At 66.4% G+C, this 26,353-nt stretch carries 27 protein-coding genes; 13 read left to right on the top strand and 14 right to left on the bottom strand.

The annotated features are described in order from the left end of the window. Window positions 1–51: 51 nt before the first annotated feature. On the bottom strand, window positions 52–324 hold the full coding sequence (locus FHW81_RS11490; protein ID WP_152934532.1) for a hypothetical protein: 273 nt from the start codon (window positions 322–324) through the stop codon (window positions 52–54). On the opposite strand from FHW81_RS11490, the gene FHW81_RS11485 reads away from it, so the two are divergent. Beyond that, window positions 314–766 carry a DUF4124 domain-containing protein gene (locus tag FHW81_RS11485; protein ID WP_003095076.1) on the top strand — a complete coding sequence of 151 codons (453 nt, stop codon included), beginning with the start codon at window positions 314–316 and terminating at the stop codon, window positions 764–766. The two genes, FHW81_RS11490 and FHW81_RS11485, sit on opposite strands and share 11 nt — an antisense overlap. 107 nt (window positions 767–873) lie before the next feature. Here FHW81_RS11485 and FHW81_RS11480 read toward each other — a convergent pair whose 3' ends face one another. Genes FHW81_RS11480 through mrcB form a run of 3 tightly spaced genes read right to left on the bottom strand, consistent with a single transcriptional unit; the run spans window position 874 to window position 4,323 of the window. Further along, on the bottom strand, window positions 874–1,203 hold the full coding sequence (locus FHW81_RS11480; RefSeq protein WP_003123490.1) for a YqcC family protein: 330 nt from the start codon (window positions 1,201–1,203) through the stop codon (window positions 874–876). After that, window positions 1,203–1,982, bottom strand: a complete 780-nt coding sequence (lpoP, locus tag FHW81_RS11475) for a penicillin-binding protein activator LpoP (RefSeq protein WP_010793750.1) — start codon at window positions 1,980–1,982, stop codon at window positions 1,203–1,205. The genes FHW81_RS11480 and lpoP overlap by 1 nt, the downstream gene beginning before the upstream one ends. 16 nt (window positions 1,983–1,998) lie before the next feature. Then, entirely contained in the window at window positions 1,999–4,323 is a 2,325-nt protein-coding gene (gene mrcB / locus FHW81_RS11470) for a penicillin-binding protein 1B (RefSeq protein ID WP_004352653.1), read from the bottom strand. 212 nt (window positions 4,324–4,535) lie between these two features. Between mrcB and FHW81_RS11465 the strand changes: the two genes are divergently transcribed. From FHW81_RS11465 to cbpA, 4 genes are all read left to right on the top strand, one after another. Beyond that, window positions 4,536–6,098: a bifunctional aminoglycoside phosphotransferase/ATP-binding protein gene (locus tag FHW81_RS11465; RefSeq protein WP_003095088.1), complete on the top strand. Its 1,563-nt coding sequence runs from the start codon at window positions 4,536–4,538 to the stop codon at window positions 6,096–6,098. A 91-nt stretch (window positions 6,099–6,189) separates the two neighbouring features. Next, on the top strand, window positions 6,190–6,537 hold the full coding sequence (locus FHW81_RS11460; protein WP_106120551.1) for a pentapeptide repeat-containing protein: 348 nt from the start codon (window positions 6,190–6,192) through the stop codon (window positions 6,535–6,537). 225 nt (window positions 6,538–6,762) lie between these two features. Continuing rightward, complete coding sequence (locus FHW81_RS11455) at window positions 6,763–7,035, top strand: TfoX/Sxy family protein (protein ID WP_003095094.1); 273 nt, start codon at window positions 6,763–6,765, stop codon at window positions 7,033–7,035. A 104-nt stretch (window positions 7,036–7,139) separates the two neighbouring features. Then, entirely contained in the window at window positions 7,140–7,937 is a 798-nt protein-coding gene (gene cbpA / locus FHW81_RS11450) for a cAMP-binding protein CbpA (RefSeq protein WP_033981107.1), read from the top strand. A 463-nt stretch (window positions 7,938–8,400) separates the two neighbouring features. On the opposite strand, the gene FHW81_RS11445 is transcribed toward cbpA, so the two are convergent. Genes FHW81_RS11445 through FHW81_RS11425 form a run of 5 tightly spaced genes read right to left on the bottom strand, consistent with a single transcriptional unit; the run spans window position 8,401 to window position 13,067 of the window. Beyond that, a complete protein-coding gene (locus FHW81_RS11445) occupies window positions 8,401–9,288 on the bottom strand; it encodes a ChaN family lipoprotein (RefSeq protein ID WP_033981105.1) in 888 nt (295 codons plus the stop codon). 10 nt (window positions 9,289–9,298) lie between these two features. After that, complete coding sequence (locus FHW81_RS11440; protein ID WP_003095098.1) at window positions 9,299–10,066, bottom strand: heme ABC transporter ATP-binding protein; 768 nt, start codon at window positions 10,064–10,066, stop codon at window positions 9,299–9,301. Then, window positions 10,066–11,049: a FecCD family ABC transporter permease gene (locus tag FHW81_RS11435; protein ID WP_079385704.1), complete on the bottom strand. Its 984-nt coding sequence runs from the start codon at window positions 11,047–11,049 to the stop codon at window positions 10,066–10,068. The genes FHW81_RS11440 and FHW81_RS11435 overlap by 1 nt, the downstream gene beginning before the upstream one ends. Before the next feature lie 50 nt (window positions 11,050–11,099). Next, window positions 11,100–11,993 (bottom strand): hemin ABC transporter substrate-binding protein, encoded by an 894-nt coding sequence (locus FHW81_RS11430; protein ID WP_003095100.1) that lies wholly within the window; start codon window positions 11,991–11,993, stop codon window positions 11,100–11,102. Between the two features lie 9 nt (window positions 11,994–12,002). Then, complete coding sequence (locus FHW81_RS11425) at window positions 12,003–13,067, bottom strand: hemin-degrading factor (RefSeq protein WP_003095101.1); 1,065 nt, start codon at window positions 13,065–13,067, stop codon at window positions 12,003–12,005. Between the two features lie 180 nt (window positions 13,068–13,247). Here FHW81_RS11425 and phuR point away from each other — a divergent pair, with 180 nt between their 5' ends. The 3 genes from phuR (at window position 13,248) to FHW81_RS11410 (ending at window position 16,585) form a co-directional block, all read left to right on the top strand. After that, window positions 13,248–15,542: a heme/hemoglobin uptake receptor PhuR gene (gene phuR, locus FHW81_RS11420; RefSeq protein WP_033981101.1), complete on the top strand. Its 2,295-nt coding sequence runs from the start codon at window positions 13,248–13,250 to the stop codon at window positions 15,540–15,542. A 102-nt stretch (window positions 15,543–15,644) separates the two neighbouring features. Further along, a complete protein-coding gene (locus FHW81_RS11415) occupies window positions 15,645–15,992 on the top strand; it encodes a Rieske (2Fe-2S) protein (RefSeq protein ID WP_003121065.1) in 348 nt (115 codons plus the stop codon). An 80-nt stretch (window positions 15,993–16,072) separates the two neighbouring features. After that, a complete protein-coding gene (locus FHW81_RS11410) occupies window positions 16,073–16,585 on the top strand; it encodes a DUF4136 domain-containing protein (RefSeq protein ID WP_003100166.1) in 513 nt (170 codons plus the stop codon). A 3-nt stretch (window positions 16,586–16,588) separates the two neighbouring features. Here FHW81_RS11410 and FHW81_RS11405 read toward each other — a convergent pair whose 3' ends face one another. Then, window positions 16,589–17,038 (bottom strand): DUF4345 family protein, encoded by a 450-nt coding sequence (locus FHW81_RS11405; protein WP_003095105.1) that lies wholly within the window; start codon window positions 17,036–17,038, stop codon window positions 16,589–16,591. A gap of 249 nt (window positions 17,039–17,287) precedes the next feature. Between FHW81_RS11405 and FHW81_RS11400 the strand changes: the two genes are divergently transcribed. Next, window positions 17,288–17,737, top strand: a complete 450-nt coding sequence (locus FHW81_RS11400) for a DUF411 domain-containing protein (RefSeq protein WP_033981100.1) — start codon at window positions 17,288–17,290, stop codon at window positions 17,735–17,737. A 58-nt stretch (window positions 17,738–17,795) separates the two neighbouring features. On the opposite strand, the gene alaC is transcribed toward FHW81_RS11400, so the two are convergent. After that, on the bottom strand, window positions 17,796–19,031 hold the full coding sequence (alaC, locus tag FHW81_RS11395; RefSeq protein ID WP_003100170.1) for an alanine transaminase: 1,236 nt from the start codon (window positions 19,029–19,031) through the stop codon (window positions 17,796–17,798). 169 nt (window positions 19,032–19,200) lie between these two features. On the opposite strand from alaC, the gene FHW81_RS11390 reads away from it, so the two are divergent. Further along, window positions 19,201–20,055 (top strand): PhzF family phenazine biosynthesis protein, encoded by an 855-nt coding sequence (locus tag FHW81_RS11390; RefSeq protein WP_003161370.1) that lies wholly within the window; start codon window positions 19,201–19,203, stop codon window positions 20,053–20,055. 67 nt (window positions 20,056–20,122) lie between these two features. Beyond that, window positions 20,123–21,016, top strand: coding sequence for a KPN_02809 family neutral zinc metallopeptidase (gene ypfJ / locus FHW81_RS11385; protein WP_033981098.1), 894 nt, complete (start codon window positions 20,123–20,125; stop codon window positions 21,014–21,016). Window positions 21,017–21,037: 21 nt separating this feature from the next. On the opposite strand, the gene FHW81_RS11380 is transcribed toward ypfJ, so the two are convergent. Then, window positions 21,038–21,514 (bottom strand): SecDF P1 head subdomain-containing protein, encoded by a 477-nt coding sequence (locus FHW81_RS11380; RefSeq protein WP_003100175.1) that lies wholly within the window; start codon window positions 21,512–21,514, stop codon window positions 21,038–21,040. Window positions 21,515–21,927: 413 nt separating this feature from the next. Between FHW81_RS11380 and FHW81_RS11375 the strand changes: the two genes are divergently transcribed. Then, a complete protein-coding gene (locus FHW81_RS11375) occupies window positions 21,928–23,223 on the top strand; it encodes an NCS2 family permease (RefSeq protein WP_003095114.1) in 1,296 nt (431 codons plus the stop codon). Beyond that, a complete protein-coding gene (gene trmA / locus FHW81_RS11370) occupies window positions 23,220–24,311 on the top strand; it encodes a tRNA (uridine(54)-C5)-methyltransferase TrmA (protein ID WP_003116071.1) in 1,092 nt (363 codons plus the stop codon). The genes FHW81_RS11375 and trmA overlap by 4 nt, the downstream gene beginning before the upstream one ends. Window positions 24,312–24,342: 31 nt before the next feature. On the opposite strand, the gene sfsA is transcribed toward trmA, so the two are convergent. Both sfsA and FHW81_RS11360 read right to left on the bottom strand, forming a co-directional pair. After that, complete coding sequence (sfsA, locus tag FHW81_RS11365; RefSeq protein WP_003100180.1) at window positions 24,343–25,050, bottom strand: DNA/RNA nuclease SfsA; 708 nt, start codon at window positions 25,048–25,050, stop codon at window positions 24,343–24,345. After that, window positions 25,050–26,222, bottom strand: coding sequence for a pyridoxal phosphate-dependent aminotransferase (locus FHW81_RS11360; RefSeq protein ID WP_003121068.1), 1,173 nt, complete (start codon window positions 26,220–26,222; stop codon window positions 25,050–25,052). The genes sfsA and FHW81_RS11360 overlap by 1 nt, the downstream gene beginning before the upstream one ends. Window positions 26,223–26,353: the final 131 nt, after the last annotated feature.

Raw genomic sequence — 26,353 nt, 5'->3', positions numbered from 1 at the left:
CAGACGGCCCGCTACAGCGAGCTTGGATTCTTCGCATTCGTCGAACGCAAGTCAAGCTTTATTCTGAAAATTATCAAAAAAAATTCCAAGGAAGCTGCCATACCCTTCCATAAAAAAGCTGATCAATGACCAAAAACAGATTTTATGGCTAGAAAATTCCGATTTAGAGCAAACTTTTCCAAAATGCCCATGATTCCCGCGAGGACTTGCCACGGCGAGGCCGTCTCCGGCGGCGGTTGTGATGCCGTGCAGCATGCCGCGCTGGCGGATTTGGTTATAGTTAGCCGCAGTTAGCGCATTCCAAGGACTCCGCATGCGACGCATGATCCTCCCGGCCAGCTTGTTGCTCGCCCTTTCCTCTTTCGCCATGGCCGCCCCGATCTACAAATGGGTCGACGCCGAGGGCGTCACCCACTTCGGCGCACAACCGCCGCAAGGTGCGCAAGCGACCACGGTGAATACCCAGACCGCCCCGCCGCCGGACAACTTCCCCCTGCCCCCCTCGACCCCGGCACCGACCATCCAGCAGAAACCGGCCGATCCCGAGCAGAAGGCGATCGACGACAAGGTGAAGCAGCAAGTGGCGAAGGAAGAGGCCGAGCGCAAGCAGTTCTGCGAAGAGACCCGCAACAACCTCGCGCAACTGAAGAACAACCCGCGCGTAAGGGTCGACGAAGGCAAGGGCGAACTCCGTCGCCTCGGCGAGGAAGAACGCCAGGAGCGAATCGCCAAGGCCGAAAAGGCGATCCAGGAGAATTGCCGCTGAGGCGAACACAGCCCCGTCCCGCAGCTGGGGGCTGACCCGGCTCTCCGCCTTGCTTGAAGCAAAGAAAAACCCGGCCTGTAGCCGGGTTTTTCTTTACTGCCGAAGCTTCATGACGGCCCGCCGATCAGCCGGTCGAACTCGCCAAGCGCCGCCAGCAGACCGGCGACTTCCTCGCCACGCTGCGCATAGGCCACCTCGGCCATGGCCAGGATACCCGAGGCCTGCGGCAAGGCGCTGTCGCTTTCGAGAATCAGCTTCATCCGCGGCAGGAAGATCCATTGCAGCCATTGCTCGAGCGCCAGCGTATCCACGCAGAACGGCTCGGGGCTGGCCAGCGCTTCCGGGGCGGGGCGGCTTTCGCTCCACCAGCCGAGGGCACGCAACTCACGCTCGATCAGCAACAACTGGTCGGCCAGCGCATAGACCCGTCGATCCATCAGGAGCTGACCTTTGCCTTCTGCCGGGCCAGCGCAGCGCCGGCGGAGTCTCCCTGCTTCTCCCGCGCCTGGGCGATCAGTTCCCAGAGCCCGGCCTGCAAGGTCGGCCGGCCATTGGCGTAGCTCAAGCCACGGCGCGCGACCTGCTCGGCCTGAGCCGCATCGCCCTGGGCCAGGCGCACCTGGGCCAGGCGATAGAGCACCTGAGGCTCGCGCGGAGCGATGCGCTGGGCTCGCTCGAGGCTGGCGGCGGCACTGTTCAGGTCGCCGCTGCCCTGCTGTTGCTGGGCGGTTGTGAGCATCGCCAGGACCGGCCCGTCCAACTGCTCGTCGGCTGCCAGGCTGCCGGCCGAGCCGGAGGCCGGAATGCCGGTGGGCGCGGAACGACTGGCGCCGCTGGGCGGCATGTTGTAGCTGTCGCCCAGCGGTGGCGTGGAGGCGCTGCTGGGCGGAGCCTGGTACTGGGTGCCGGTGCCGAGCGGAGCGCTGCTGATCGGCGCGGCGCCGGACTGCGCCGGGAAAGTCTGGATCGGTGCGGAATTGGCGCCCTGCGGCACCATCACCACCACGCCGGAGTCGCCGCCCTGGGGAATGCCCTGGGTGGCGGCGCCTTGCTGGGTACGCGGTACCTGGGTACGGGTGATGCGGAAACCGCCGCTTTCCTGGTTGGAAACCGGAGTGCCGGAATCCACCACCGGGATCGCCCCATGCTGCGGGCTGGCACAGCCCGCGAGCAGGGCACTGCCGGCAAGCGCGGCGAATACGAAAATCTTCTTCACGTCAGGTCCTCTCGGATCAATTCAGCCAGCCACGTACCCAGTCCATCACCTCGCCGGCGGGGTTCTGGCTCCCGCAGCCTGGGCCCTGGGCGGGCTCGCTGCCACGAATATAGGGCATCTGTACGGCATTCGGGCAATCCGCCGCCGAGCCCTGCCCGGTCTGCGCGTCGACCCAGGCCATCACCACGTTCTCCGGCATCGGCATTTCCAGCGATTGCGGATGCGCCTTGCGCATGAAGCTGGCCCACACCTGCAAGGCACCGGTGGCGCCGGTAAGCGGCGTCTTGCCGTTGTCGTCGCGACCGAGCCAGACCACAGCCTGGAGGTCGCCGCCGAAACCGGAGAACCAGCTATCGCGCGAGTCGTTGCTGGTGCCGGTCTTGCCGGCGAGGGTCAGCGACGACGGCAATTGACTGTACACCGAACGCCCGGTGCCTTCGCGCATGACCCGTTGCATGGCGTTCTGCACCAGGTAGACGGCGCCCGAGTCGAAGCGCTGTTCGACCTGGAACGGATAGCGCTTGAGCGGCTGGCCGTCGGCAGTGAGGACGCTGCGGATCCCCCGCAACGGCGTGTTGAAGCCGCCGCTGGCGATGGTCTGGTACATGGTGGCGACCTCCATCGGACTGAGCGAACCGGCGCCCAGCAGCATCGAAGGATAGGCCGGCCAGTCACGGTTGATACCCAGCCGGGCGACGGTCTGCAGCACGTTGGGCACACCGACGTCGAGGCCGAGCTTGGCGGTGGACAGGTTGTAGGAGTTTGCCAGGCCCTGGTACAGGAAGATCGTGCCATGCGAGCGCCGGTCGTAGTTCTGCGGTCGCCAGACCTGGCCGTCCTGGCCTTTCACCGCGAAGGGCTCGTCCTGTACCCAGGTGGTCAGGGTGTACTTGCTCGGCCGCTCGAGAGCGGTCAGGTAGACCGCCGGCTTGATCAGCGAACCGATCGGCCGCACCGCGTCCAGGGCCCGGTTGAAGCCGGCGAAGCGCGGGTCGCGACTGCCGATCAGGGCCTGGATCTCACCGGTTTCCGGATTGGTCACGACCATCGCCGCCTCGACCTGGTCGACCCCCTTGCGCCCACTGAGACGCTTGAGCGTTTCGTTGACGGAGGTCTCGGCCTTCTCCTGCAGGATCGGATCGAAGCTGGTGAAGATGCGCAGCCCTTCCTCGGTCAGGTCCTCGTCGCGGTAGTCCTGGCGCAACTGGCGCTTGACCAGGTCGAGGAAGGCCGGATAGGAGCTGTCGGCCATGCTGCCCTGCCGGGTCACGCCGAGCGGGCGCTGCTTGGCGGCGTCGACTTCCTGCTGGGTCGCCACGCCCTGCTCGGCGAGCACGTCGAGCACCAGGTTGCGCCGCGCCAGCGCACGATCCGGGTAACGCCGCGGGTTGAAGTAGGACGGTCCCTTGACCATGCCGACCAGCAGCGCCACCTGGTCGAGCTTGAGCTCGGCCAGCGGCTGGCTGAAGAAATACTGGCTGGCCAGGCCGAAGCCATGGATCGCTCGTTGCCCATCCTGGCCGAGGAACACCTCGTTGAGATAGGACTCGAGGATGTCGCGCTTGTCGTAGTGCAGCTCCAGCAGCACCGCCATCATCGCTTCGTTGATCTTGCGGCTCAGGCTGCGTTCGTTGCTCAGGAAGAAGTTCTTCACCAACTGCTGGGTCAGGGTGCTGCCGCCCTGGCGCAACTGGCCGGCCGTGGTGTTGACCCACACCGCCCGCGCCACGGACTTCAGCGACACACCATGGTGGTTCCAGAAGTCGCGATCCTCGACCGCGACCAGGGTGTCGATCAGGTAGGTCGGCACCTGGTCGAGCTTGACCAGGATGCGATCCTCATGGTGCGCCGGATACAAGCCGCCGATCAGCAGCGGCTCAAGGCGCGCCACCGCCAGTTCCTTGCCGTTGGCCTGGCTCAGCCCGCTGACGTAGTTGCCGTTGAAGCGCACGCGCACGCGCTGGGCCGGTTCCGCGCCTTCGTAGAACTGGAAGCCACGGGTATTGAGTTCGACCGCGCTGGCCGCCACCGATACGGTTCCAGGGCCGCTCACGCTGGGCTCGCGACGGTAGCCGAGGGCGTCGAGTTCGCGCAGGAAGTCTTCCCTGCTCAGCTTCAGGCCGTTGAACAGCTCCAGCGGGCGGGCATAGACCTTCGCCGGGATGGTCCAGCGCCGGCCGGAGAATTTCTCCTGCACCACCGCATCAAGATAGATGGCGAAGCCGGCGAGGAGCACCAGGCCGACGAGGCCGAGCTTGAGAGCCCAGCTGAGCCATTTGTTCAGGCCGGGTGCCGGGCGTGCTTTGCTGTTACGGGAACGGGGGGATCGGGGACGCGTCATGGCGGCGCATTATACGTACTTTATCCACAGCGGACAGACACCGCATCGGCGGCATCCACGGTCTGCGCGGCCCCGGTGGATAGACGCGGCGGCAGCGCGGCGCATTCGACCGGCGATCCGGCAAATGGTTGCTATCCGCCAGCGAGGTTTGCACTGTCACCCCTTCCCGCCATAATGCGGGTTTTCGCATATTTCAGAGGCAAGGATATCCCGTGAGCCAGACCCTGATCGCCGCCCTGCAGAACCCGGCCCTCTACCCCCACCCGGTGGAGCGCTTCGAGGTCATCGAGACGCACATCTCCTGGGTCCTGTTGACCGGTCCCTACGCCTACAAGATCAAGAAGCCGATGGATTTCGGCTTTCTCGATTTCACCAGCCTGGACAAGCGCCGCTTCTATTGCAACGAAGAGCTGCGCCTGAACCAGCGCCTCACCGACGATCTCTACCTGGAGGTCCTGCCGATCACCGGCAGCGAAGAGGCGCCGCGGATCGGCGGCGACGGCGAGGCAATCGAATACCTGCTGAAGATGCGCCAGTTCCCGCAGGACAACCTGCTGGCGGCAATCCAGGGCCGCGGCGAACTGTCCAACCAGCATATTGACGAACTGGCCGAGCAGATCGCGCACTTCCACCAGAACACTCCGAAGGTGCCGCTGGAGCACCCGCTGGGCACCGCCGAGTCCTGCATGGCGCCGGTGCGGCAGAATTTCGAGCAGGTTCGCCCGCTGCTCAAGGACAAGGCCGACCTGCAACAGCTGGATGCCCTCGAAGCCTGGGCGGAAAGCAGCTTCGAACGCCTGCTGCCGGTGCTCCAGGAGCGCAAGGCGAAGGGCTTCATCCGCGAATGCCACGGCGACATCCACCTGGGCAACGCCGCGCTGATCGACGGCAGGGTAGTGCTGTTCGACTGCATCGAATTCAACGAACCGTTCCGCTTCACCGATGTCTGCGCCGACTTCGCCTTCCTCGCGATGGACCTGGAAGATCGCGGCCTGAAGTGCCACGCTCGACGCTTCGTCAGCCTCTATCTGGAACACACCGGCGACTACCAGGCCCTGGAACTGCTGAACTTCTACAAGGCCTACCGCGCCATGGTCCGCGCCAAGGTCGCGCTGTTCAGCCTCGGCTACCAGACCGATGCCGTGCAGCGCGCCGCGACCCTGCGCCAGTACCGCAACTACGCCAACCTGGCGGAAAGCTACAGCGCCATTCCCTCGCGCTTCCTGGCGGTCACCCATGGTGTCTCCGCGGTCGGCAAGAGCCAGGTGGCCATGCGTCTGGTGGAGGCTCTGGGCGCCGTGCGCCTGCGCTCGGATATCGAACGCAAGCGTCTGTTCGGCGAGCAGCCGGAACACGACAGGGGCCAGTTCGCCGCCGGCATCTATAGCAGCCAGGCCAGCGAAGCGACCTATGCGCACCTTCACCAGTTGGCCGCGAAGATCCTCCAGGCCGGCTATCCGGTGGTGATCGATGCCGCCTACCTGAAGCAGAATCAGCGCCAGGCCGCTTGCCACATCGCGGAAGAAACCGGCGTGCCGTTCCTGATCCTCGACTGCCAGGCGCCCGAAGCGGTGATCGCCGGCTGGCTTGCGCAACGCCAGGCGGAAGGCAAGGATCCGTCCGACGCGACTCTCGACGTGATCCGCACCCAGCAGGCTACCCGCGAGCCGCTGACAGCGGCGGAGACGGTCCAGAGCAAGCGCGTAGACACCCACGACGCGGCCAGCCTCGACGGGCTGGTCGACGGCATTCGCCAGCGCCTGCCCGGTCTCTGAACGAACTGCCATGGCGCCCGCCCCTCCAGGGCGGGCGCCGTGCCGCTGCTCTTCTATACTCACGGCGAGCCTTCTGCACAGGACGCCGCCCATGAACTCGCCCCGTCAGCTCGACTCGCCGCTCTACCAACTGCTCCACGCCGAAGACATCGAAGGCTTCAACCGACAGAAGCCGGCCAACGGCTGGATCGACCTGGCCGGCGGCGACTTCCGCGGCCTCGACCTGCGTCTGCTGGATGCCGCCCGCGTCGACTTCAGCGATGCCTATTTCCGCGGCGCCGACCTGCGCGGCGTGGATCTGCGCGAGGCGCGCCTGGAGGGCGCCAGCCTGGCCCATGCGCAGATATCCGGTACGTATTTCCCGTTGCGCCTGGCGCCGGACGAGATCCGCATGTCGGTGAACTTCGGCACCCGCCTGCGCTACCTGCCGGAGCCCTGAGAAGCGGAAGGACCACGCCAGGCCACGTTTTGCCGGGAGGCCGCTACACTTCTGGCAGGTACCCGGCCGGCTGAGGATCGGTCCCGGACCGCCTACGCCGGATCGTAAGGGCGAAGGCCGCTCGCGTCGGCCATCTCGCTCCATCGCGCCGGCCCTGTCGGCTCCGGACCGGTTCCAGGCAGTTCCGCGCCATCACGCTTCTGAGCGGCATCGCAAGGACCGACGATGAACGACGAACTGCTGAACCTGAAAAACCTCGGGAAAACCTCGACCCAATGGTTGCATGCCGTGGGTATCCACAGCGCCACCGATCTGCGTCGGCTCGGCTCGGTGGGAGCCTATCGCGCGGTCCGCGCGCGCGGCTTCCGAGCCTCGAAAGTCTTGCTCTATGCCATCGAAGGCGCACTCCTCGACGTTCACTGGAACGAGCTGTCCCCAGACCACAAGGCCGCACTGCTCGGCGAGCTGGAGACTTTCCCCGTGCGAAACAAGAGCTAGCTCACACCTGCCACGGGAAGATATTTACTCCCCCCGGGCGCCCACCTATCGTCTCGTGGACGTTCGTACCTCCTCTCCCGACCAGGCAGCTCAAGGAAATGGCCATGTATCTACTCGGCGAGCAACCGGCTTATGCCGACCAATTGATCAATCGCCTGCAGGGGATCCCTCACCGCTTGCTCGAAGGCCTGGCACCCAGCGGCCCCGCCCTGGAACTGGAACGTAGCGACGACCTGGAACGCGAGCTGCCCGCCGACCAGGTATTCCTGGTGGAAAGCGGCCTGCTGCATGCGCTGGTCGACGAACGCCCACTGTTCTACCTCCAGGAAGGCGACCTCCTCGGCCTTCGACGCGGACTCGAGCTCCCCGCCTGCCGGCATGCCAACGAAGAACCGATCCGCCTGCTGCCCTATTCGCGCGATGCGCTGCTCCAGCACATCCATGCTGACCAGGAACGTCAGGAACTGCTATTGCAGTACCTGATCGGACAGACTGCCCTGCTCGGCGATGCGCTGGCGCACCTGAAGCAGCCGGAAGTCCACCCGGCCACCGGCTTCCGCCACTTCGCCGCGGGCGAGGCGCTGATCCGCCAGGGCGACGATGCGGATCATGTGTTCATCATCATCGAGGGGCATGCCGAAGCGCTGGTGGACGGCCAGAAAGTCGGCGATGTGCAGAAGGACGAGATCTTCGGCGCCATGGCCGTGTTCACTCGCGAGAAACGCAGCGCCACGGTGGTCGCCAGCGAACCCTGCACGGTGATGGTGATTCCCAAGGAGCAGTTCCTCGGCCTTATGCAGAACAACCCGCGAATCGCCCATAGCCTGATCGAAGGCATGGCCCGGCGGATAGCCCTGCTTAACCGGGAAGTGACCCAGCTGCGCCTGCGCCGCAGCGCCTGAGGCCCATTCCAGAGGGCTCGCGACTAGCTAGCAGAAAAGTTTGGCGAAAGCGTTTGACATGGAAATGAGAATCATTATTATGTCACTCAACTGGTCGCGAGATCAGCCGGTAAGCTGAGAGACCCACGCAGTCGGACTCTTCAGATTATCTCCTCATCAGGCTAATCACGGTTTTTGACCCGGCACTTTGCCGGGTCTTTTTTTGCCTGCGATTCGGCCGGAGACGACCGTTCATCGGCTGGCGATGGAATGAATGAGAACCGGCTTGACCTGATAATGAGAATAGTTATTATTACAACAACTGGTCGCGAGGCCAGCAGGTAAGCTGAGAGACCAAGCAGTCGGACTCTTCAGATTATCTCCTCATCAGGCTAATCACGGTTTCGACCCGGCACTTTGCCGGGTCTTTTTTTGCCCGCGAAAACGTAGCGCGATACACGGCTCCAGGCCTCGCGCCCTTCCTTCAACGTGCCTTCTTCATCTCCGCGCAATAGTCCTTGTCCGGCTGTGCCGGCGTGTACCAGGCGTAGTCGGCCTCACGCGTCGTTACCGCCTGCCCGGCCTCGACCAGCATCAGTACCTGCGCACCCTTCTCCGCACCAAGGTCGCGCAGGTGGACCGGTACGCCGAGGTCGCGCCGGGCGTGGAAGCTGCCGGCGACGAGCATCGCCGGCAGTGGCGCATCGCGAAAACGCTCGGCCATACGGCGGTCACGTTGCTGCTGGACGGCGAGCATCGCCGGCAATTGATCGTCGGGAAGCATGCCGCAGTGGGATTCGCGAATCTGCGCAAGCAGCGGCAGGCGCACGCTGTCACGCCTGGAGGCCGTTCCGGGAAGCGGCGGACGCTCCCTGTAGATGCGCATGATCTCGCTCCGCTGGAGGTTCGCCGCCAGCAACGGCGCGGGTTGCGCAACCGCCCAGGACACCAGGGGTCCGTACTGCGTCCAGTCCCAACCTTTCTGCCAGTCCAGGGCCTGCTCCAGGTTCGCCATCGGCTTGCCGGTCCCGAGTTGTGCGCGGACCGCATCCACCCGTGGTTGCTGGCCGGGATCGAGCATTTCCAGCAGCAGGCTGCCCTGCGCCCGGTATTCGCCCAGGGCCTGCGCCAGCCACAGTTCCACGGCATGATGATCGGGATTGTCGTGCTTCTCGCCGACGATCACTCGCGGCGCGGCCGCCAGGCGTGCGACTAGTTGCTGCGGGCTCAGCATCACGCCGCTGCGCAATTCGACTATTCGTCCCGTCTGCGGATCGTCGCGCCCTTCCGCGCTCTGCCAATCAGGCAGCGGCGGCAGTTGGGACTGGCAGCCGCCCAGCAGCAGACAGAAAGCGAACAGGCGAATGCGCATGGCGACTCCTTCAACGGGCGACGATCAGCGGATGACCTCGCTCGGGATGACGCTGGACCAGGACCTCGAGGCCGAACACCGCGCGCAACGGCTCGGGGCGCAGGACTTCCTCGGGCGTACCGAGCAGGTGCGGGCGACCATTCTGCAACAGCAGCAGGCGGTCGCAATAGCGCGCGGCCAGGTTGAGATCGTGGAGGATCACCAGCACCGAGGCACCGCGGCGGGCGAAATCATGCACCGCCTGCAGGGTGGTGTGCTGGTGCAGCGGGTCGAGCGCCGAGGTCGGTTCGTCGAGCAGCAGCACCTGCCCCGGCTCGCCCGGCCACAGCTGCGCCAGCACCCGCGCCAGGTGCACGCGCTGGCGTTCGCCGCCGGACAGCGCCAGGTAGCTGCGCCCGGCCAGATGGCTGGCGTCGGCCGCCGCCAAGGCCTCGGCGACGATCTGCACATCGCGCTCGCGGCCGCTGGAATGGGGCAGCCGACCGAAGCCGACCACCGCCTCCACCGGAAAGGCGAAGCCCAGCGACGAACTCTGCGGCAGCACCGCCAGGCGCTGCGCGCGAGCGACGCCCGGCCAGTCGTCGAGGCCGCGCTCGTCGAGCAGCACCAGCCCTTCGGCCGGCTCCAGTTCGCCACAGAGAGCGCCAAGCAAGGTGCTCTTGCCAGCGCCGTTGGGGCCGAGTACGCCGAGCATCTCGCCAGGCCGCAGCTCCAGTTCGAGGCCTTCCAGTACAGTCTTTCCGCCACGGCGGATGGACAGGTTCTCCACGCGCAGCATCAGGCCCGCCCCCGCAATAGCAGATAAAGGAAGAACGGCGCGCCGATCAGTGCCGTGACGATGCCGATCGGCAACTCCGCCGGAGCCAGCGCCAGGCGCGCCAGCAGGTCGGCAAGCAGCAGGAGAATGGCGCCGGCCATCATCGAGGCCGGCAGCAACGTCCGATGATCCGGACCGGCAACCAGACGGATCAGGTGCGGCACCACCAGGCCGATGAAGCCGATCATCCCCGCCGCCGCCACTGCGGCGCCGACGCCGAGGGCAGTGCAAAGCACCAGTTCGGCCTTCAATCGCTCGACGTCGAAGCCCAGGTGACGGGCCTCGGACTCGCCGAGCAGCAGTGCGTTCAGCGCATCTGCCCGGCGCGGTAGCCAGCAGGCCACCAGCAGCGCCACCAGCAGCAGCGACCAGAGTCGTGGGTAGCTGGCGCCGTTCAGGCTGCCCAGGTTCCAGAAGGTCAGGGTACGCAAGGTGGCGTCATCGGCGAGATAGGTAAACAGTCCGATCACCGCGCCGGACAGCGCGGTCAAGGCGATCCCTGCCAACAACATGGTGGCCACGCTGGTCTGGCCATCGCGGCGGCCAAGTCGATAGACCAGCCAGGTCACCCCCAGGCCGCCGCCGAAGGCGCACAGCGACAGCAGGTAGGGCGCTAGGAACGCCGGCAAGCCACCCAGCGAGGCGCCGAACACGATGGCCAGCGCCGCGCCGAGGGCCGCGCCGCTGGACACCCCGACCAGCCCTGGATCGGCCAGCGGGTTGCGGAACAGGCCCTGCATCGCCACCCCGGACAGCGCCAGCACCGCGCCCACGGCCAGGCCGAGCAGGGTCCGCGGCAGGCGGATCTGGCCGAGGATCATTTCCGCCTGGGCCAGGCCCGTTCCATCGAGCGGCAGCCCGGCCAGGCGCAGCGCGGCGCGCAGGGTATCGCCCAGCGGCAGGCTGACGGGACCGAGGGCGAGGGACAACCAGAGGACCAACACGAGCGAAATCCCCAGCGCACCGAACAGTGCGCGGGGGCGAACAACCGATTTCAATGGGCGGCTTCCGTACTCAGCGGTTTCGCGGAAGGATAAAAGGCTGCGGAGAGAGCCGCCAGGCCATCCGGCAGGCGCGGACCGAGGCCGCCCACCAGGAGCGTCGGGTCAAGCACCAGCAGACGTCCGTCACGCGCCGCGCGAGTCGCGGCGAGGCCGGGGTTCTGCTTGAGCAGCGCGGCACGCGCCGCATCACCTTCGAGGCTGCGGTCGGCGATCACCACCGCGACCGGATCGAGCGCTGCCAGGGCTTCCACCGAGATCGGCTTGTAACCCTCATGGGTAGCCAGGTTGCGTGCTCCGGCTCGGTTCAGGACCCAATCGCCGCCGGTATTGCGCCCGGCTACCAGCAACTGACCCCCGGCGTTGCCGATCACCAGCAGGACGCCCGGGGCCGGCTGACTCTTCTGCGCGGCCGCGATCCAGTCCGCCTGGCGCCGCAGCCGCTGACGATAGTCAAGTTCGGCGGCCTCGGCGCGCTGGGGCACGCCGAGCCAGTCGCCGAGCTTCTTCAGATTGCTTTCCAGTGCCTCCAGATCCGGCTTGGCGGAGAGGGTCTCGACCCGCACGCCGGCGCCTTCGAGCTGCTTGAGTACCGGCGGAGGCCCCATTTCCTCGGTGCCGATGAGGATATCCGGGCGTAACGCCAGCACGCCCTCGGCAGCCAGTTGGCGCTGGTAGCCGACGCTCGGCAACTGTTTCAGCGCCTGCGGATGCTGGCTGGTGGTGTCCACCCCGACCAGCTTGCTCTCGCCGCCCAGCGCCACCACCCATTCGCTCAGCGAGCCGCCCGCGCTCACCCAGCGTTGCGGCAGCTCGGCGGCCTGGGCCATGCCGGTGCCGAGCAGGATGCCCAGCGCCAACCCGTTGAATAGTCGATCGATACGCATGATCTCTCCTCAGAGCGCCTTGAAGGATTCGGCCAGTTCGCGCCAGTCGTCGCGCTCGGGCTCGCCGGGCTTGCGTGCGCCGAACAGTTGCACGATCAGTTCGCCGTCGGCGTCGAAGGCCTCCCAGCTGGTTACGATGCCATCGGTGCTCGGCTTGCGCACCCGCCAAAGCTCGGCGATGCCGGTGGTCTTCAGGTGCAGGTTGAATTCCGGATCGAGCACGTTGAACCAGTCGTCCAGCCACTTCAGGTTGCACACAGGCCCGGTATGGATCTGGATGCAGTGGGCGTTGCCGACGAACACCATGATCGGCAATCCGCTTTCGGCCGCCGCTTCGAAGAGTTTCGCCAGGTCGCCCTTGTCTAGGCGCTCGGCCCATTCGCCGCCAGCCAGGCGCAGCGCCTGGGTGCGCTGCGCGCCATGCTTCTTCAGCAGGGCGTGGAAATGATGGGTGTCCTTCAACGCGGCCCAGCCTTCGCGCAAGGCGGCGGCATCGATCTGCGCATCGACGAGCGCCGCAGCCGGTGCGCGGGGTTCGTGCAGCGCCAGCACGGCATCCTGCTCGGCAGCCCGCAGGCGCTCGACCAGCGGTTCCCAGGCGCGGACGTCGCTGGCCTCGGTAAGGAACACCTTGTGCACCGCCACGCCCTGCTGGTCGAACACCTGGATGCTGCGCTGGGTACCCCGCGCTGTCTCCTCGGCAATGGCGAAGACGGCGTTCCACCCCCCCAGGAACAGGCGCAGGTCGATATCCGGCGAGACCACCAGGCCCATCTGCCCATTGGCAGAGACCGTCACTTCGCGATACGGCCCCTTGCGTTCGTGGACGCAATGCTCGTTGCGGGTCAGCGCCATGATCGGCCCCAGTTCGCCGAGCGCCGGCAGCAAGGCGGCCCAGTCCGGCCGCAGGCGCACGGCATCGATGCCGACCCGGCTGGCGACCAGCTCGCCTTCGCTGACCTGCAACAGCGCGGCGGCGTCGCGCGCGCGTAGCTGCGGTCGCTCGGCGCGCAGGTCCTGCCAGGCGCGGTAAAGCTCGGCAGGGGAATGGGAAAGGCTGGGAGTGCTGCTCATCGACGGTTCCTCGGGCATATCCGGTTCGGTCGCGCTACGCGCAAAAACAGGTGAACTTTGCCACAAAACGCATATCTGAATCCATTTGATAATTATTTGCATTAGCGTTTTTCTGGCAGTACCTTGTGCGCCCGACGTCCCCCTGGCTATTCGCCACCGGCCCGACCCAAGGAGTCCCACATGCCGCTCTCCCCGCCCTTCGCCCTGCGCCCCTGCCTGGCCCTGCTGTTGCTCAGCCCTTCCCTGGCCCTGGCGGGGAACGCCGTCCCGCTGACCCCGACCACCATCACCGCCACCCGTACCGAGCAGGCAGTGGATTCGGTGCCAAGCACCGTCAGCGTGCAGACCCGCGAACAACTGGACCGGCAGAACGTCAACAACATCAAGGAACTGGTGCGCTACGAACCGGGAGTCTCGGTCGGCGGCGCCGGCCAGCGTGCCGGGATCACCGGCTACAACATCCGCGGCATCGACGGGAACCGCATCCTTACGCAGATCGACGGGGTCGAACTGCCCAACGACTTCTTCAGCGGCCCCTACGCGCAGACCCACCGCAACTACGTCGATCCGGACATCGTAAAGCGCGTGGAAATCCTTCGCGGCCCGGCCTCGGCGCTGTACGGCAGCAACGCCATCGGCGGCGCGGTGAGCTACTTCACCCTCGACCCGTCGGACATCATCAAGGACGGCAAGGACGTCGGCGCCCGGCTGAAGGCCGGCTACGAGTCGGCCAGCCACTCCTGGTTGACCTCGGCCACCGTCGCCGGCCGCGCCGACGACTTCGACGGCCTGCTGCATTATGGCTACCGCCAGGGCCACGAGACCGAATCCAACGGCGGCCACGGCGGCACCGGGCTCTCGCGCAGCGAAGCCAACCCGGAAGACGCCGACAGCTACAGCCTGCTCGGCAAGCTGGGCTGGAACTACGCCGAGGGCAGCCGCTTCGGGCTGGTCTTCGAGAAGTACAAGAGCGACGTCGATACCGACCAGAAGAGCGCCTATGGCGGCCCGTACGACAAGGGCAAGCCGGCCATCCCGCCGAGCATGCTGCCGGGCGGCATGTACCAGTGGCGCAAGGGCAACGACACCCTGACTCGCGAGCGCTACGGCCTGGAGCACCATTTCCTGCTCGACAGCCCGGTCGCCGATCGCATCCAGTGGAGCCTGAACTACCAGTTGGCGAAGACCGACCAGGCGACCCGCGAGTTCTACTACCCGATCACCCGCAAGGTCCTGCGTACCCGCGACACTACCTACAAGGAACGCCTGTGGGTCTTCGACAGCCAGTTGGACAAGAGCTTCGCCATCGGCGAGACCGAGCACCTGCTGAGCTACGGGATCAATCTCAAGCACCAGAAGGTCACCGGCATGCGCAGCGGCACCGGCACCAACCTGGACACCGGCGCGGACAGCCCGCGCGATGCCCTGGAACGCAGCAGCGACTTTCCCGATCCGACGGTGAAGACCTACGCCCTGTTCGCCCAGGACAGCATCAGCTGGAACGACTGGACCTTCACTCCCGGCCTGCGTTACGACTACACGCGCATGGAGCCGCACATCACCGACGAGTTCCTGCGCACCATGAAGCAGAGCCAGAACACCGCGGTCGACGAGTCGGACAAGAAATGGCACCGGGTTTCGCCCAAGTTCGGCGTGACCTACGACTTCGCCCAGCACTACACCTGGTACGGCCAATACGCCCAGGGCTTCCGCACGCCCACCGCCAAGGCGCTGTACGGTCGATTCGAGAACCTGCAGGCGGGCTACCACATCGAGCCTAACCCCGACCTCAAGCCGGAAAAGAGCCAGAGCTTCGAGACCGGGTTGCGCGGCAAGTTCGACGAAGGCAGCTTCGGCGTAGCAGTGTTCTACAACAAATATCGCGACTTCATCGACGAAGACGCCCTGAATACCGATAGCACCGGCGGCAACGGCCAGACCTTCCAGTCCAACAACATCGAGCGGGCGGTGATCAAGGGCGTCGAGCTCAAGGGCCGCCTGGAGCTGGGCGCCTTCGGCGCGCCGCAGGGACTCTACACCCAGGGCAGCGTGGCCTACGCCTACGGTCGCAACAAGGACAACGGCGAGCCGATCAACAGCGTCAACCCACTTACCGGAGTGTTCGGCCTGGGCTACGACGAAGCAGACGGCAACTACGGCGGGCTGCTCAGCTGGACCCTGGTCAAACGCAAGGATCGCGTCGACGACAGCACCTTCCACACCCCGGATGGCACCGCCAGCCAGTTCAAGACCCCGGGCTTCGGCGCCCTCGACCTCAGCGCCTACTACAGGCTGAGCAAGGACCTGACCCTCAACGCCGGTCTCTACAACCTGACCGACAAGAAATACTGGCTGTGGGATGACGTGCGCGGCTACGACAGCGTCGGCGAGGCTTCGGCGCTGGCCCCGGCCAACATCGACCGACTGTCCCAGCCAGGCCGCAATTTCGCGGTCAACCTGGTCTGGGACATCTGACCCGTTACCCCTTCGCACACGGAAGTGCCCCCATACCCAGCGCCTGGCCATGCCGGGCGCTTTCCATGCCACAGGTGAAAGCCGTCCTCCGGATCAGGGATAATGATCCCGGCAAACGGAGCGCCCATGATCCACCTGTGCCCCTCTTCCCATCTCGCCGAAGGCAACAGCCGCGGCTTCCTCGTCGATGAGCGGCGGCTGTTCGCGGTGCGTCGCGACGGCCGCGCCTACATCTACCTGAACCGCTGCCCGCATCGCGGCATCCCGTTGGAGTGGCAGCCCGATGCCTTCCTCGACGACAGCGCCAGCCTGATCCGTTGCGCCAGCCACGGCGCGCTGTTCCTCATCGAGTCCGGCGAGTGCGTCGCCGGCCCCTGCGCTGGCGAGCGCTTGCGCGCCCTGCCCTGCCGGGAAGACGCCGAAGGCCTCTGGGTGGAGCTGGACGACTGACCCAACGGGGAATGGGCGGCAAGCCGCGAGGCAACGGCTAGGCTTGCGGCACAAAGATAAAAAAGAGGAAGGAACGCGCCATGCGCCGATTCAGCCTGCGCTTCGTCCTGCTGCTCCTGTTCGGCCTGCTGCTCTATGCCTGCCGCAATGAACCGGGCCCCGTACGGCTCGCCCCTGGCGTAACAGCGGCGGATTACCGGACTTTCTTCATCCAGGCGGTACGCGCCGAGGGGCACCGCATCGACTTCGAGGAGCGTTTCGATACGGCCGTGCGCCGCGCCCTGGAGGCCAAGGGCTATCGCTACCACGCGGAACACGGCGACCTGCGGGTGATCTACGCCCTCGGCCTGCAACGCCAGCCGGGCCTGGAAATGCGCCCGGTGATCACCCAGGATGGCGTCTTCACCCAGACCCAACTGACCGAAGACACCGAGGCCAGGCTGGCGCTGCGCATCCTTGACGAAAGCAACGGCAGGGTCCTTCTGGAAAGCGTGCTGAGCCGCCAACTGCACGATCCGGCGCTGACCCAGGAAGCGTTCGACCGCGGCGTCGCGCAGTTGCTGAAGGACTTCCCGAGTCGCAGTCAACCTTGAATGTCACAGGCCGTCGAAGTCGTCCTCGCGACGCTCGGCGCTCTCGCCGGGTGCCGACAGCCGGGGCGGCCGCCGTTGCAGCCACCACAGGGCGGCGATCCCCAGGGCAGCCATTGCGCCGCGGAACAGCAGGCCGAACAGGTTGCCGTCGGCCTCCATCCCGCCCTCGATCCAGGCAATCAATAGCCGCGACAGGGTCAGGATCGATTGCAGCAGCACTACCAGGATCAACGCCGGCTGCACCAGAGAAGCCCGGCGCAGGGCGAACAGCAGGAACAACGCCAGGGCGAACTGATGGCCGCCATAGAACACACGCGCATCGCTGACCGCCGAAGGCTCCATCAGCAGCATGCCACTGAGATTGGCCATCTCGTAGGGACGCACCCAGTACAGCACTCCCAGCGCGCCCCATACCAGCGCCTGAACCAGCAAAACCAAACGGGCGAAGAGCATCCCCTTTCTCCTCGGGCCTGTTGCCCCCAGCGGTCAGTTCGACACCGGCGGCGAACGCCCCGGCAACCCTAAGGACAGCAGACCCAAACCGCGCCGACGAGTTCGCTGCGACAATCCGTCCCTGCCCAACGGCAACCCGGCGCGGCGGGCAGCGCATCGCTTCGTCACAAGTGGATACAGCTCACCGGCTGGGTGGCGGCGGGTGCCAGCGGTATGCTCCCGGCATTCGCTCGCAGCAAGGAGAATCCCATGCGCCGCTTCGCACCCCTGGCCGTCCTGGCCGCCACCCTGCTCCACGGTTCCCTGGTCCAGGCCGCCGAACCGCTGGCCATCGACGTCCACCGCGACGCCAACTGCGGCTGCTGCAAGGACTGGATCAAGCACCTCGAAGCCAACGGTTTCGAGGTCACCGACCATGTGGAAGCAGACATGAGCGCAGTCAAGAGCCGTCTCGGCGTGCCCTACAGCATGGGCTCCTGTCATACCGGAGTGATCGACGGCAAGTTCGTCGAAGGCCACGTGCCGGCAGCCGACATCCTCAAGCTGCGCGAACGCGCCGACCTGGTCGGCGCCGCCGTACCGGGCATGCCGGTCGGCTCGCCGGGCATGGATATGGGCGACCGCCAGGACGCCTACCAGGTCGTCGGCCTGACCAGGAGCGGCCAGGCCTCGGTACTGGCGGAGTACCCGGGACGCTAACGAAAACGCCGTTTTCCCCAGGGAAAACGGCGTTTTTCCTTGTAGCAGGACGTGAGGATCACTCCGCCAGGCTATCGACCTTCCTCTGCGGCGACAGCAGCCCGTCGGCGCGGAACATCGCCTTGATCCCGCGCACCGCCTGGCGCAGGCGGTCGCGGTTCTCGATCAGGGCGAAACGCACATGATCGTCGCCGTAGTCGCCGAAGCCGATCCCCGGCGACACCGAGACCTTGGCGTCCTGCAACAGCTTCTTGGCGAACTCCAGCGAGCCCAGATGCGCGTAGGGCTCGGGGATCTTCGCCCAGACGTACATCGAGGCCTTCGGGTTCTCCACCATCCAGCCGGCCTCGCGCAGCCCCTTCACCAGGACGTCGCGGCGCTGCTGGTACTGCCGGGCGATATCGCGGACGCACTGCTGGTCGCCTTCCAGAGCGGCAATGGCCGCCACCTGCAGGGGCGTGAAGGTGCCGTAGTCGTGATAGCTCTTGATCCGCGCCAGGGCCGAGACCAGCTCGGGATTGCCGACCATGAAGCCGATCCGCCAGCCGGCCATGTTGTAGCTCTTCGACAGGGTGAAGAACTCCACGGCGATATCCTTGGCACCCGGTACCTGCATGATTGACGGCGCTTTCCAGCCGTCGTAGACGATGTCTGCATAGGCCAGGTCGTGCACGACCATCACGTCGTACTGCTTGGCCAGCGCCACCACGCGCTCGAAGAAGTCCAGCTCGACGCACTGCGCGGTAGGGTTGGAGGGGAAGCCGAGAATCATCATGCGCGGCTTGGGAATCGATTCGCGGATCGCCCGTTCCAGCTCGTTGAAGAAATCGATGCCCGGCACCAGCGGCACCGAGCGCACCTGAGCGCCGGCGATCACCGCACCGTAGATGTGGATCGGATAGCTCGGGTTGGGCACGAGGATGGTGTCGCCATGGTCGAGGGTCGCCAGCATCAGGTGCGCGAGGCCTTCCTTGGAGCCGATGGTGACGATGGCTTCGCTTTCCGGGTCGATCTGCACGTCGTAGCGGTCACGGTACCAGTGCGAGATGGCCCGGCGCAGGCGCGGGATGCCACGCGAGGTGGAGTAGCCATGGGTGTCTTCGCGCTGGGCGACGGTGCAGAGCTTCTCGACGATATGCGGCGGGGTCGGCCCGTCGGGATTGCCCATGCTCAGGTCGATGATGTCCTCGCCACGGCGACGAGCGGCCATCTTCAGTTCGGCGGTGATATTGAAAACGTAGGGGGGAAGGCGGTCGATGCGCGCGAAACGGCGCGCAGGGCGTGATTCAGCCATGCTGTCCTCGGAGTAACGTAAGCGCCCGGAACCGTCCGAGCGACGCCGACCGCTGCGGCGGCCTGGAAAGCGCCAGCCAGGCGCTTTCTTGTCGGCGAACATAAAGGCCGATAGGCTGCTTGTCGAGTCCCCCCTCGCGTTTTTCATTCCATTTCACAGGAAAAGGCCCATGTCCCGACGCTACTGGCAACTCGATGTGTTCGCCGAGCGTCCGCTCACCGGCAACGGCCTGGCCGTATTCGACGACGCCAGCGCCCTCGATGACGCCGCCATGCAGGCCTGGACCCGCGAACTGCGCCAGTTCGAGTCGATCTTCCTGCTGCCGGGCGACGACCCACGGGCCTTCCGCGCACGGATCTTCACCCTGGAGGAAGAACTGCCGTTCGCCGGCCACCCGCTGCTCGGCGCCGCCGCCCTGCTCCATCACCTGCGCGGCGGCGACAACGAACAGCACTGGACGCTGCACCTGGCCAGCAAGTCGGTGGCCCTGCGCAGCGTGCGGGCGGGCAGCGGTTTCTACGCCGAGATGGACCAGGGCCGCGCCGAATTCGGCGCCACCCCGGACGCCGGGACCTGCCGCTGGTTCGCCGAAGCCTTCTCGCTATCGGCCAACGACCTGTCCGGGCATCCGCCGCGGGTGGTGAGCACCGGCCTGCCCTACCTGCTCCTGCCGGTGACAGCCGAGGCACTGGGTCGAGCCCGTCAGGTCAACGATTTGCAAGAAGCCCTGGATAAACTCGGCGCGGCGTTTGTCTATCTGCTCGACGTCGACGGGCGCGAGGGCCGCACCTGGGACAACCTGGGGCTGGTGGAAGACGTGGCTACCGGCAGCGCTGCCGGTCCGGTCGCCGCCTACCTGGTGGAATACGGGCTTGCCGCGCGCGGCGAACCCTTCGTCCTGCACCAGGGACGCTTCCTCGACCGGCCGAGCCGGCTCGACGTCCAGGTCGCGACAGACGGCGGCGTCAGGGTCGGCGGCCACGTCCAACTGCTCGCCCGCGCCGAGCTGCTGACCTCGGCCTGACGGTCGGGGTGGCGCTGGCGGCGGACGACGACAACACTGAAGAAGCGAAACGTACAGGAGAACCGCCATGCTCTGGCGCAAAGGACGACGCAGTGACAACGTGATTGATGCCCGGGGCGAAGGAGGCGCAGGCGGCGGTGGCGGCATGCGCATCGGCGGCAAGGGCCTCAGCCTGGGTGGGGTGGCCATCGTGGTGGTGGTCGGCCTGCTGATGGGCCAGGACCCGATGCAGATCCTCGGGTCGCTGCTCGGCCAGATGGACAGCCCGGCGCCGGCCACCCAGCAGCAGGCCGGCGGTCGGGCCCCGGCGGCCAATGACGAGCAGAGCGAGTTCGTCCGCTCGATCCTCGGCGACACCGAGGACACCTGGGAACAGATCTTCGCCAGCGGCCAGGCACAATACCAACAGCCCAAGCTGGTGCTGTTCAGCAATGGGGTGAATTCCGCCTGCGGCTTCGCCTCGTCGGCCACCGGGCCGTTCTACTGTCCGGCCGACCGCCGAGTCTACCTCGACCTGGAGTTCTTCCGCGAGATGGAACAGCGCTTCTCCGCCGCCGGCGACTTCGCCCAGGCCTATGTGATCGCCCACGAGGTCGGCCACCACGTGCAGAACCTGATGGGCATCTCGGCCAAGATCAACGCAGCCCGCCAGCGCGGCGCGCGCATGGAGGGCGCCAACGGCCTGTTGGTACGCCAGGAACTGCAGGCGGACTGCTTCGCCGGGGTCTGGGCCAACCGTGCACAGCAGCGGCTGAACTGGCTGGAGCCGGGCGACATCGAGGAAGCCCTGAACGCCGCCAACGCCATCGGCGACGATCGCCTGCAACGCCAGGGCCGCGGCATGGTGGTGCCGGATTCCTTCACCCATGGCTCCTCGGCGCAACGCATGCGCTGGTTCAAGACCGGCTTCGAGAGCGGCTCGCCGGCCAGTTGCGATACCTTCAAGGCCCAGACGCTCTGAGCCTCGCCGCCAGCCGGGCGCTTAGCGCCCCGGCTGGCTTCCCAGCGCATTCAACTGATCGGCCAGTTCCCTGGCCTCGTAGACCGAAGCCAACCCGTCGAGATAGACCTTGCCGTTGCGGATCGGCTCGCGCACCCGCGGCGCCAGGCGCAGGCGCCCGTCCACCAGTACCGCGAGAGTGCGCCCCCGGGCCTCGCCGGTCAGCGCGGCCAGGCGGCGGGCGGCCGGTTCGGTGAAGGTGACTTCGACGCCGGGTCGACCGTTCTGGTCGTACAGGACCTCGGCGCGGAGTACGTCAGCCTGGGTCAGGCTGGGCTTCAGCGCCACCAGCATGGCCTTGCCCTGCGGGTCGGCCAGGGTGCGGAACGCCGCGGAAGGCGTGCTGGCGGTGGCATAGACCCCGAAGCTGTGCTGCGGGATCGGCAGCGGATCGCTGGCGCAGGCGGCCAGCAGCAGCGCCAGGCCCAGCGGAAGGAGTGCGAGTTTCGAGCGTTTCATGATGAGGTACTGCAGAAAACCTGGGCGGAGCGTCCGTCCGGACGCCAACGCCTATGTTAACGCCGACCGCGCCGGGCGGGCGAGCAGGCCCTTCCGCGAGGCGACGATCGACTAGACTGGCGGAAATTCACCCCTCTCCCGCGAACTGGTATGATGCGCGCCTTTTCGAGCCGTATGAACCCCACGCAGGCCGCCGCGAGGCCCCTGGCGTGCGTGGGTCGTTTCATGCGGCTCGCGCATTTTCGGGACTCAGCCGTCTGCCGGGATCGTTCGCGATACCGCGCCGACGAGACAGCGATGCAACGCCCGCCACGCGGAAATTCGGTTTTCCCTGGTCGGCGGCCGGCTCCGCGGCCGGCCACTTCTGCTGGCGCCATGGGGATCGTTGCAGAGCACATTCAGGGGAATCCAACATGCTGGAAAAGCTGTTTCAACTAAAGGCGCACAACACCACGGTGCGCACCGAGATCCTGGCGGGGATCACCACCTTCCTGACCATGGCCTACATCCTCTTCGTCAACCCGAGCATCCTCGGCGAGACCGGCATGGACAAGGGCGCGGTGTTCGTCGCCACCTGCCTGGCAGCGGCCATCGGCTCGACCATCATGGGCCTGATCGCCAACTACCCGATCGCCCTGGCCCCCGGCATGGGCCTCAACGCCTTCTTCACCTACACCGTGGTGCTGCACATGGGCCACAGCTGGCAGGTCGCGCTGGGCGCAGTGTTCATTTCCGCCACCATGTTCTTCCTGCTGTCGATCTTCCGCATCCGCGAATGGATCATCAACAGCATCCCCCTGCCGCTGCGCTCGGCGATCGCCGCCGGCATCGGCCTGTTCCTCGCACTGATCGCCCTGCAGAACGCCGGCATCGTGGTGGACAACCCGGCAACCCTGATCGGCATGGGCGACCTGACCAAGCCGGCGCCGATCCTCGCCACCCTCGGCTTCATCCTGATCGTCGCCCTGGAGGCGCGTAGCGTCACCGGCGCGGTGCTGATCGGTATCCTGGTGGTCACCGCCATCGCCATCCTGCTCGGCGTGACCCAGTTCGGCGGCGTGGTCTCGATGCCGCCGTCGCTGGCGCCGACCTTCCTCCAACTGGACATCAAGGGCGCGCTGGACATCGGTCTGGTCAGCGTGATCTTCGCCTTCCTCTTCGTCGACCTGTTCGACAACTCCGGCACCCTGATCGGCGTCGCCAAGCGCGCCGGACTGATGGGCAAGGACGGCCACATGCCGAAGATGGGCCGCGCGCTGATCGCCGACAGTACCGCCGCCATGGGCGGCTCGCTGCTGGGCACCTCGACCACCACCAGCTACATCGAGTCCGCCGCGGGCGTCAGCGCCGGCGGCCGCACCGGCCTGACCGCCATCGTCGTCGCCATCCTGTTCCTTCTCGCGCTGTTCTTCGCCCCGCTGGCCGGCAGCGTACCGGCCTTCGCCACCGCCCCGGCGCTGCTCTTCGTCGCCGTACTGATGGCCTCGGGCCTGGCAGAGATCGACTGGGAAGACATCACCGTCGCCGCGCCGGTGGTCGTCACCGCGCTGGCCATGCCGTTCACCTATTCGATCGCTACCGGCATCGCCTTCGGCTTCATTTCCTGGACCGCGATCAAGGTGCTGTCCGGGCGCTGGCGCGAACTGAACCCGGCGCTGGTGATCCTCTCCGTGCTGTTCGTGATCAAGCTGGGCTTCTTCAACGCATGAGCCGTCCACAGTTCGACCCCAGCGCCTACGCCGCGCAACTGGAAGACAAGAAGTCCCGCCTCGCCGGATTGCTGGCCCCGTTCGCGGCACCCGCGCCGGAGGTCTTCGAGTCGCCGCGCGAGCATTACCGGCTGCGCGCCGAATTCCGCCTGTGGCGGGAAACCGGCAACGAGAAGCGTCACTACGCGATGTTCGAGCAGGGCGACAAGCACACGCCGATCCTGATCGAGGATTTCCCCATCGCCAGCCGCCGCATCAACGAACTGATGCCGCGCCTGAAGGCGGCCTGGGCCGACCCGGCGCTGGGCTTCAAGCTGTTCCAGGTGGAGTTTCTCACCACCCTGGCCGGCGACGCGCTGATCACCCTCTGCTACCACCGGCCGATCGACGACGCCTGGCGACAGGCAGCGGAAAAGCTCGCGGCGGAACTGGGCGTGAACCTGGTGGGGCGTTCGCGCGGCAAGCGCATCGTCGTCGGACGCGACTATGTGGAGGAGGAACTGTCGGTCGCCGGCCGGCGCTTCCGCTACCGCCAGCCCGAGGGGGCTTTCACCCAGCCCAACGGCGAGGTCAACCAGAAGATGCTCGGCTGGGCCTACGAGGCGCTCGGCCAGCGCGACGACGACCTGCTCGAACTGTACTGCGGCAACGGCAACTTCACCCTGCCCCTGGCCACCCGGGTACGCAAGGTGCTGGCCACCGAGATCAGCAAGTCCTCGGTCAATGCGGCGCTGGCCAACCTGGCCGACAACGCGGTGGACAACGTCAGCCTGGTGCGCCTGTCGGCCGAAGAGCTGACCCAGGCGCTGAACGAGGTTCGCCCGTTCCGCCGCCTGGCCGACATCGACCTGAAGAGCTACGCCTTCGGCAGTGTCTTCGTCGATCCGCCACGAGCCGGCATGGATCCGGACACCTGCGAGCTGGCCCGACGCTTCGAGCGCATCCTGTACATTTCGTGCAACCCGGAAACCCTGGCGCAGAACATCGCCCAACTGCACGACACGCACCGGATCAGCCGCTGCGCGCTGTTCGACCAGTTCCCCTACACCCACCACATGGAAAGCGGCGTCCTGCTCGAACGCCGCTGAGAGTGGCCGCGCCCCACGGCGCGGCCGTGCCTCAGAGTCGCACCGGGAGGCGCCGCGCCAGGTGCAATCCTTCCGTCGTCACCTCGGCGCCATAGGCCAGCACCTCGACGCCCGCTTGCGCCGCCTCGCGCAACGCCTTGCCATAGGCTGGATCGATCTCGTCGGCGGGGCGCACCGCCTCGACCCCGGAAAGGTTCACGCAGTACAGCTGCACCGCGCGGATCCCCTCCCGCGCCAGCGCCGCCAGTTCGCGCAGGTGCTTGGCGCCGCGCAGCGTCACCGCGTCGGGAAAGGCCGCCACGGCGGTTTCGTCGAAGCCCAGGGTGACGCTCTTCACCTCGATGAACAGTGCGCCCGTGGGGTATTCCAGGCGAAAGTCGGCGCGACTGTTCTCCACGCCGTAGGCCACTTCCCGGCGCAGAGCGGTGAAACCGGCAAGCTCCGCGATGTCCCCGGCCAGCAGCGCCTCCTCTACCAGGCGGTTGGCCCGCGCCGTGTTGACGCAGGCCAGGCGGCCCTGCGGAGTCTCGCTCAGCTCCCAGGTCCCCGGCAGCTTGCGCTTGGGGTCGTTGGAGCGGCTGAACCAGACCCGGCAACCTTCGCTCATGCAATTGAGCATCGAACCGGTATTCGGACAGTGGATAGTCAGGCGCTCGCCGCCGGCGCTCTCGATATCGGCGAGGAAACGCTTGTAGCGACGCAGCAGGCGGCCTTCTTCCAGTGGCTGCTCGAAACGCATCAGGGCCGCCAGTTCTTCAGGCCGCGGGCGATCCGCTCCACCGCTTCCTGCAGGCGCGGCAGGTTCTGGGTATAGGCGAAACGCACGTGGTGGCCGGCCTGGTGGCGGCCGAAATCCAGCCCCGGAGTGAAGGCCACGTGCTCGGTCTCGATGAAGTGCTTGCAGAAGGCGTAGGCATCGCCGCCGAACGCACTGATATCGGCGTAGAGATAGAAGGCGCCTTCCGGCTCCACGGCGATTCCGAAACCCAGCTCGCGCAGGGCCGGCAGGAGGAAGTCGCGACGGCGGGCGAACTCTTCGCGACGCTCTTCGAGAATGGCGATGGTGGTCGGCGCGAAACAGGCCAGCGCGGCCTGCTGGGCCATGCTCGGCGCGCTGATGTAGAGGTTCTGAGCCAGCTTCTCCAGCTCAGGCACCGCCGCTGCCGGCGCCACCAGCCAGCCCAGGCGCCAGCCGGTCATGCCGAAATACTTGGAAAAACTATTCAGGACGAAAGCGTCGTCGTCGACTTCCAGCACCGACGCGGCGTCCACGCCATAGGTCAGCCCGTGATAGATCTCGTCCACCACCAGGTGCCCGCCGCGGGCCTTCAAGGCGCCCGACAGGCCGGCCAGTTCGTCGCGATCGAGCAGGGTCCCGGTCGGATTCGCCGGCGTCGCCACCAGAGCGCCTACACTGTCTGAATCCCAGTGCCGCTCGATGAGATCCGGTGTCAGTTGGTAACGGCTGTCCGGCCCCACCGGCACCAGTTGCGCGGCGCCTTCCACCAGGCGCAGGAAATGCCTGTTGCACGGGTAGCCCGGGTCGGCGAGCAACCAGTGGCGGCCGGGGTCGACCAGCAAGCTGCTGGCCAGCAGCAGGGCTCCGGAACCGCCCGGAGTGACCAGCACGCGCTGTGGGTCGAGGTCGACCCCGTAGCGTTCGCCGTAGAATTTCGCGATCGCCTCGCGCAGCGCCGGCAGGCCGCGGGCGGCGGTGTAGCGGGTATGCCCGGCGGCCAGGGCGGCGCGCCCGGCCTCGACGATCGGCTCGGCCGTGGTGAAGTCCGGCTCGCCGATCTCCAGGTGGATCACATCGTGGCCGGCGGCCTGCAACTCGTTGGCCCGCGCCAGCAGGGCCATGACATGGAAAGGCTCGATGGCCCGACTGCGCGCGCTATAGGAGGTAGCCATGGATATTCCGAACTTTGCGAGGAAAAACCGATTCTAACCAAGCCATTACGCGGGCGACACCAGCCTCGACAACCGGGAGTAGCGCCAAGGTTATCGTTCTGGTAAGTTCGCCCGCTTGCGACCGCGGGGCC

Source organism: Pseudomonas sp. RC10-4-2, from assembly GCF_050433085.1.
GTDB classification, from domain to species: domain Bacteria; phylum Pseudomonadota; class Gammaproteobacteria; order Pseudomonadales; family Pseudomonadaceae; genus Pseudomonas; species Pseudomonas aeruginosa.
The sequence above is the reverse complement of the archived record's forward strand: the minus strand, read 5'-3'. Positions and strand labels throughout refer to the sequence as shown.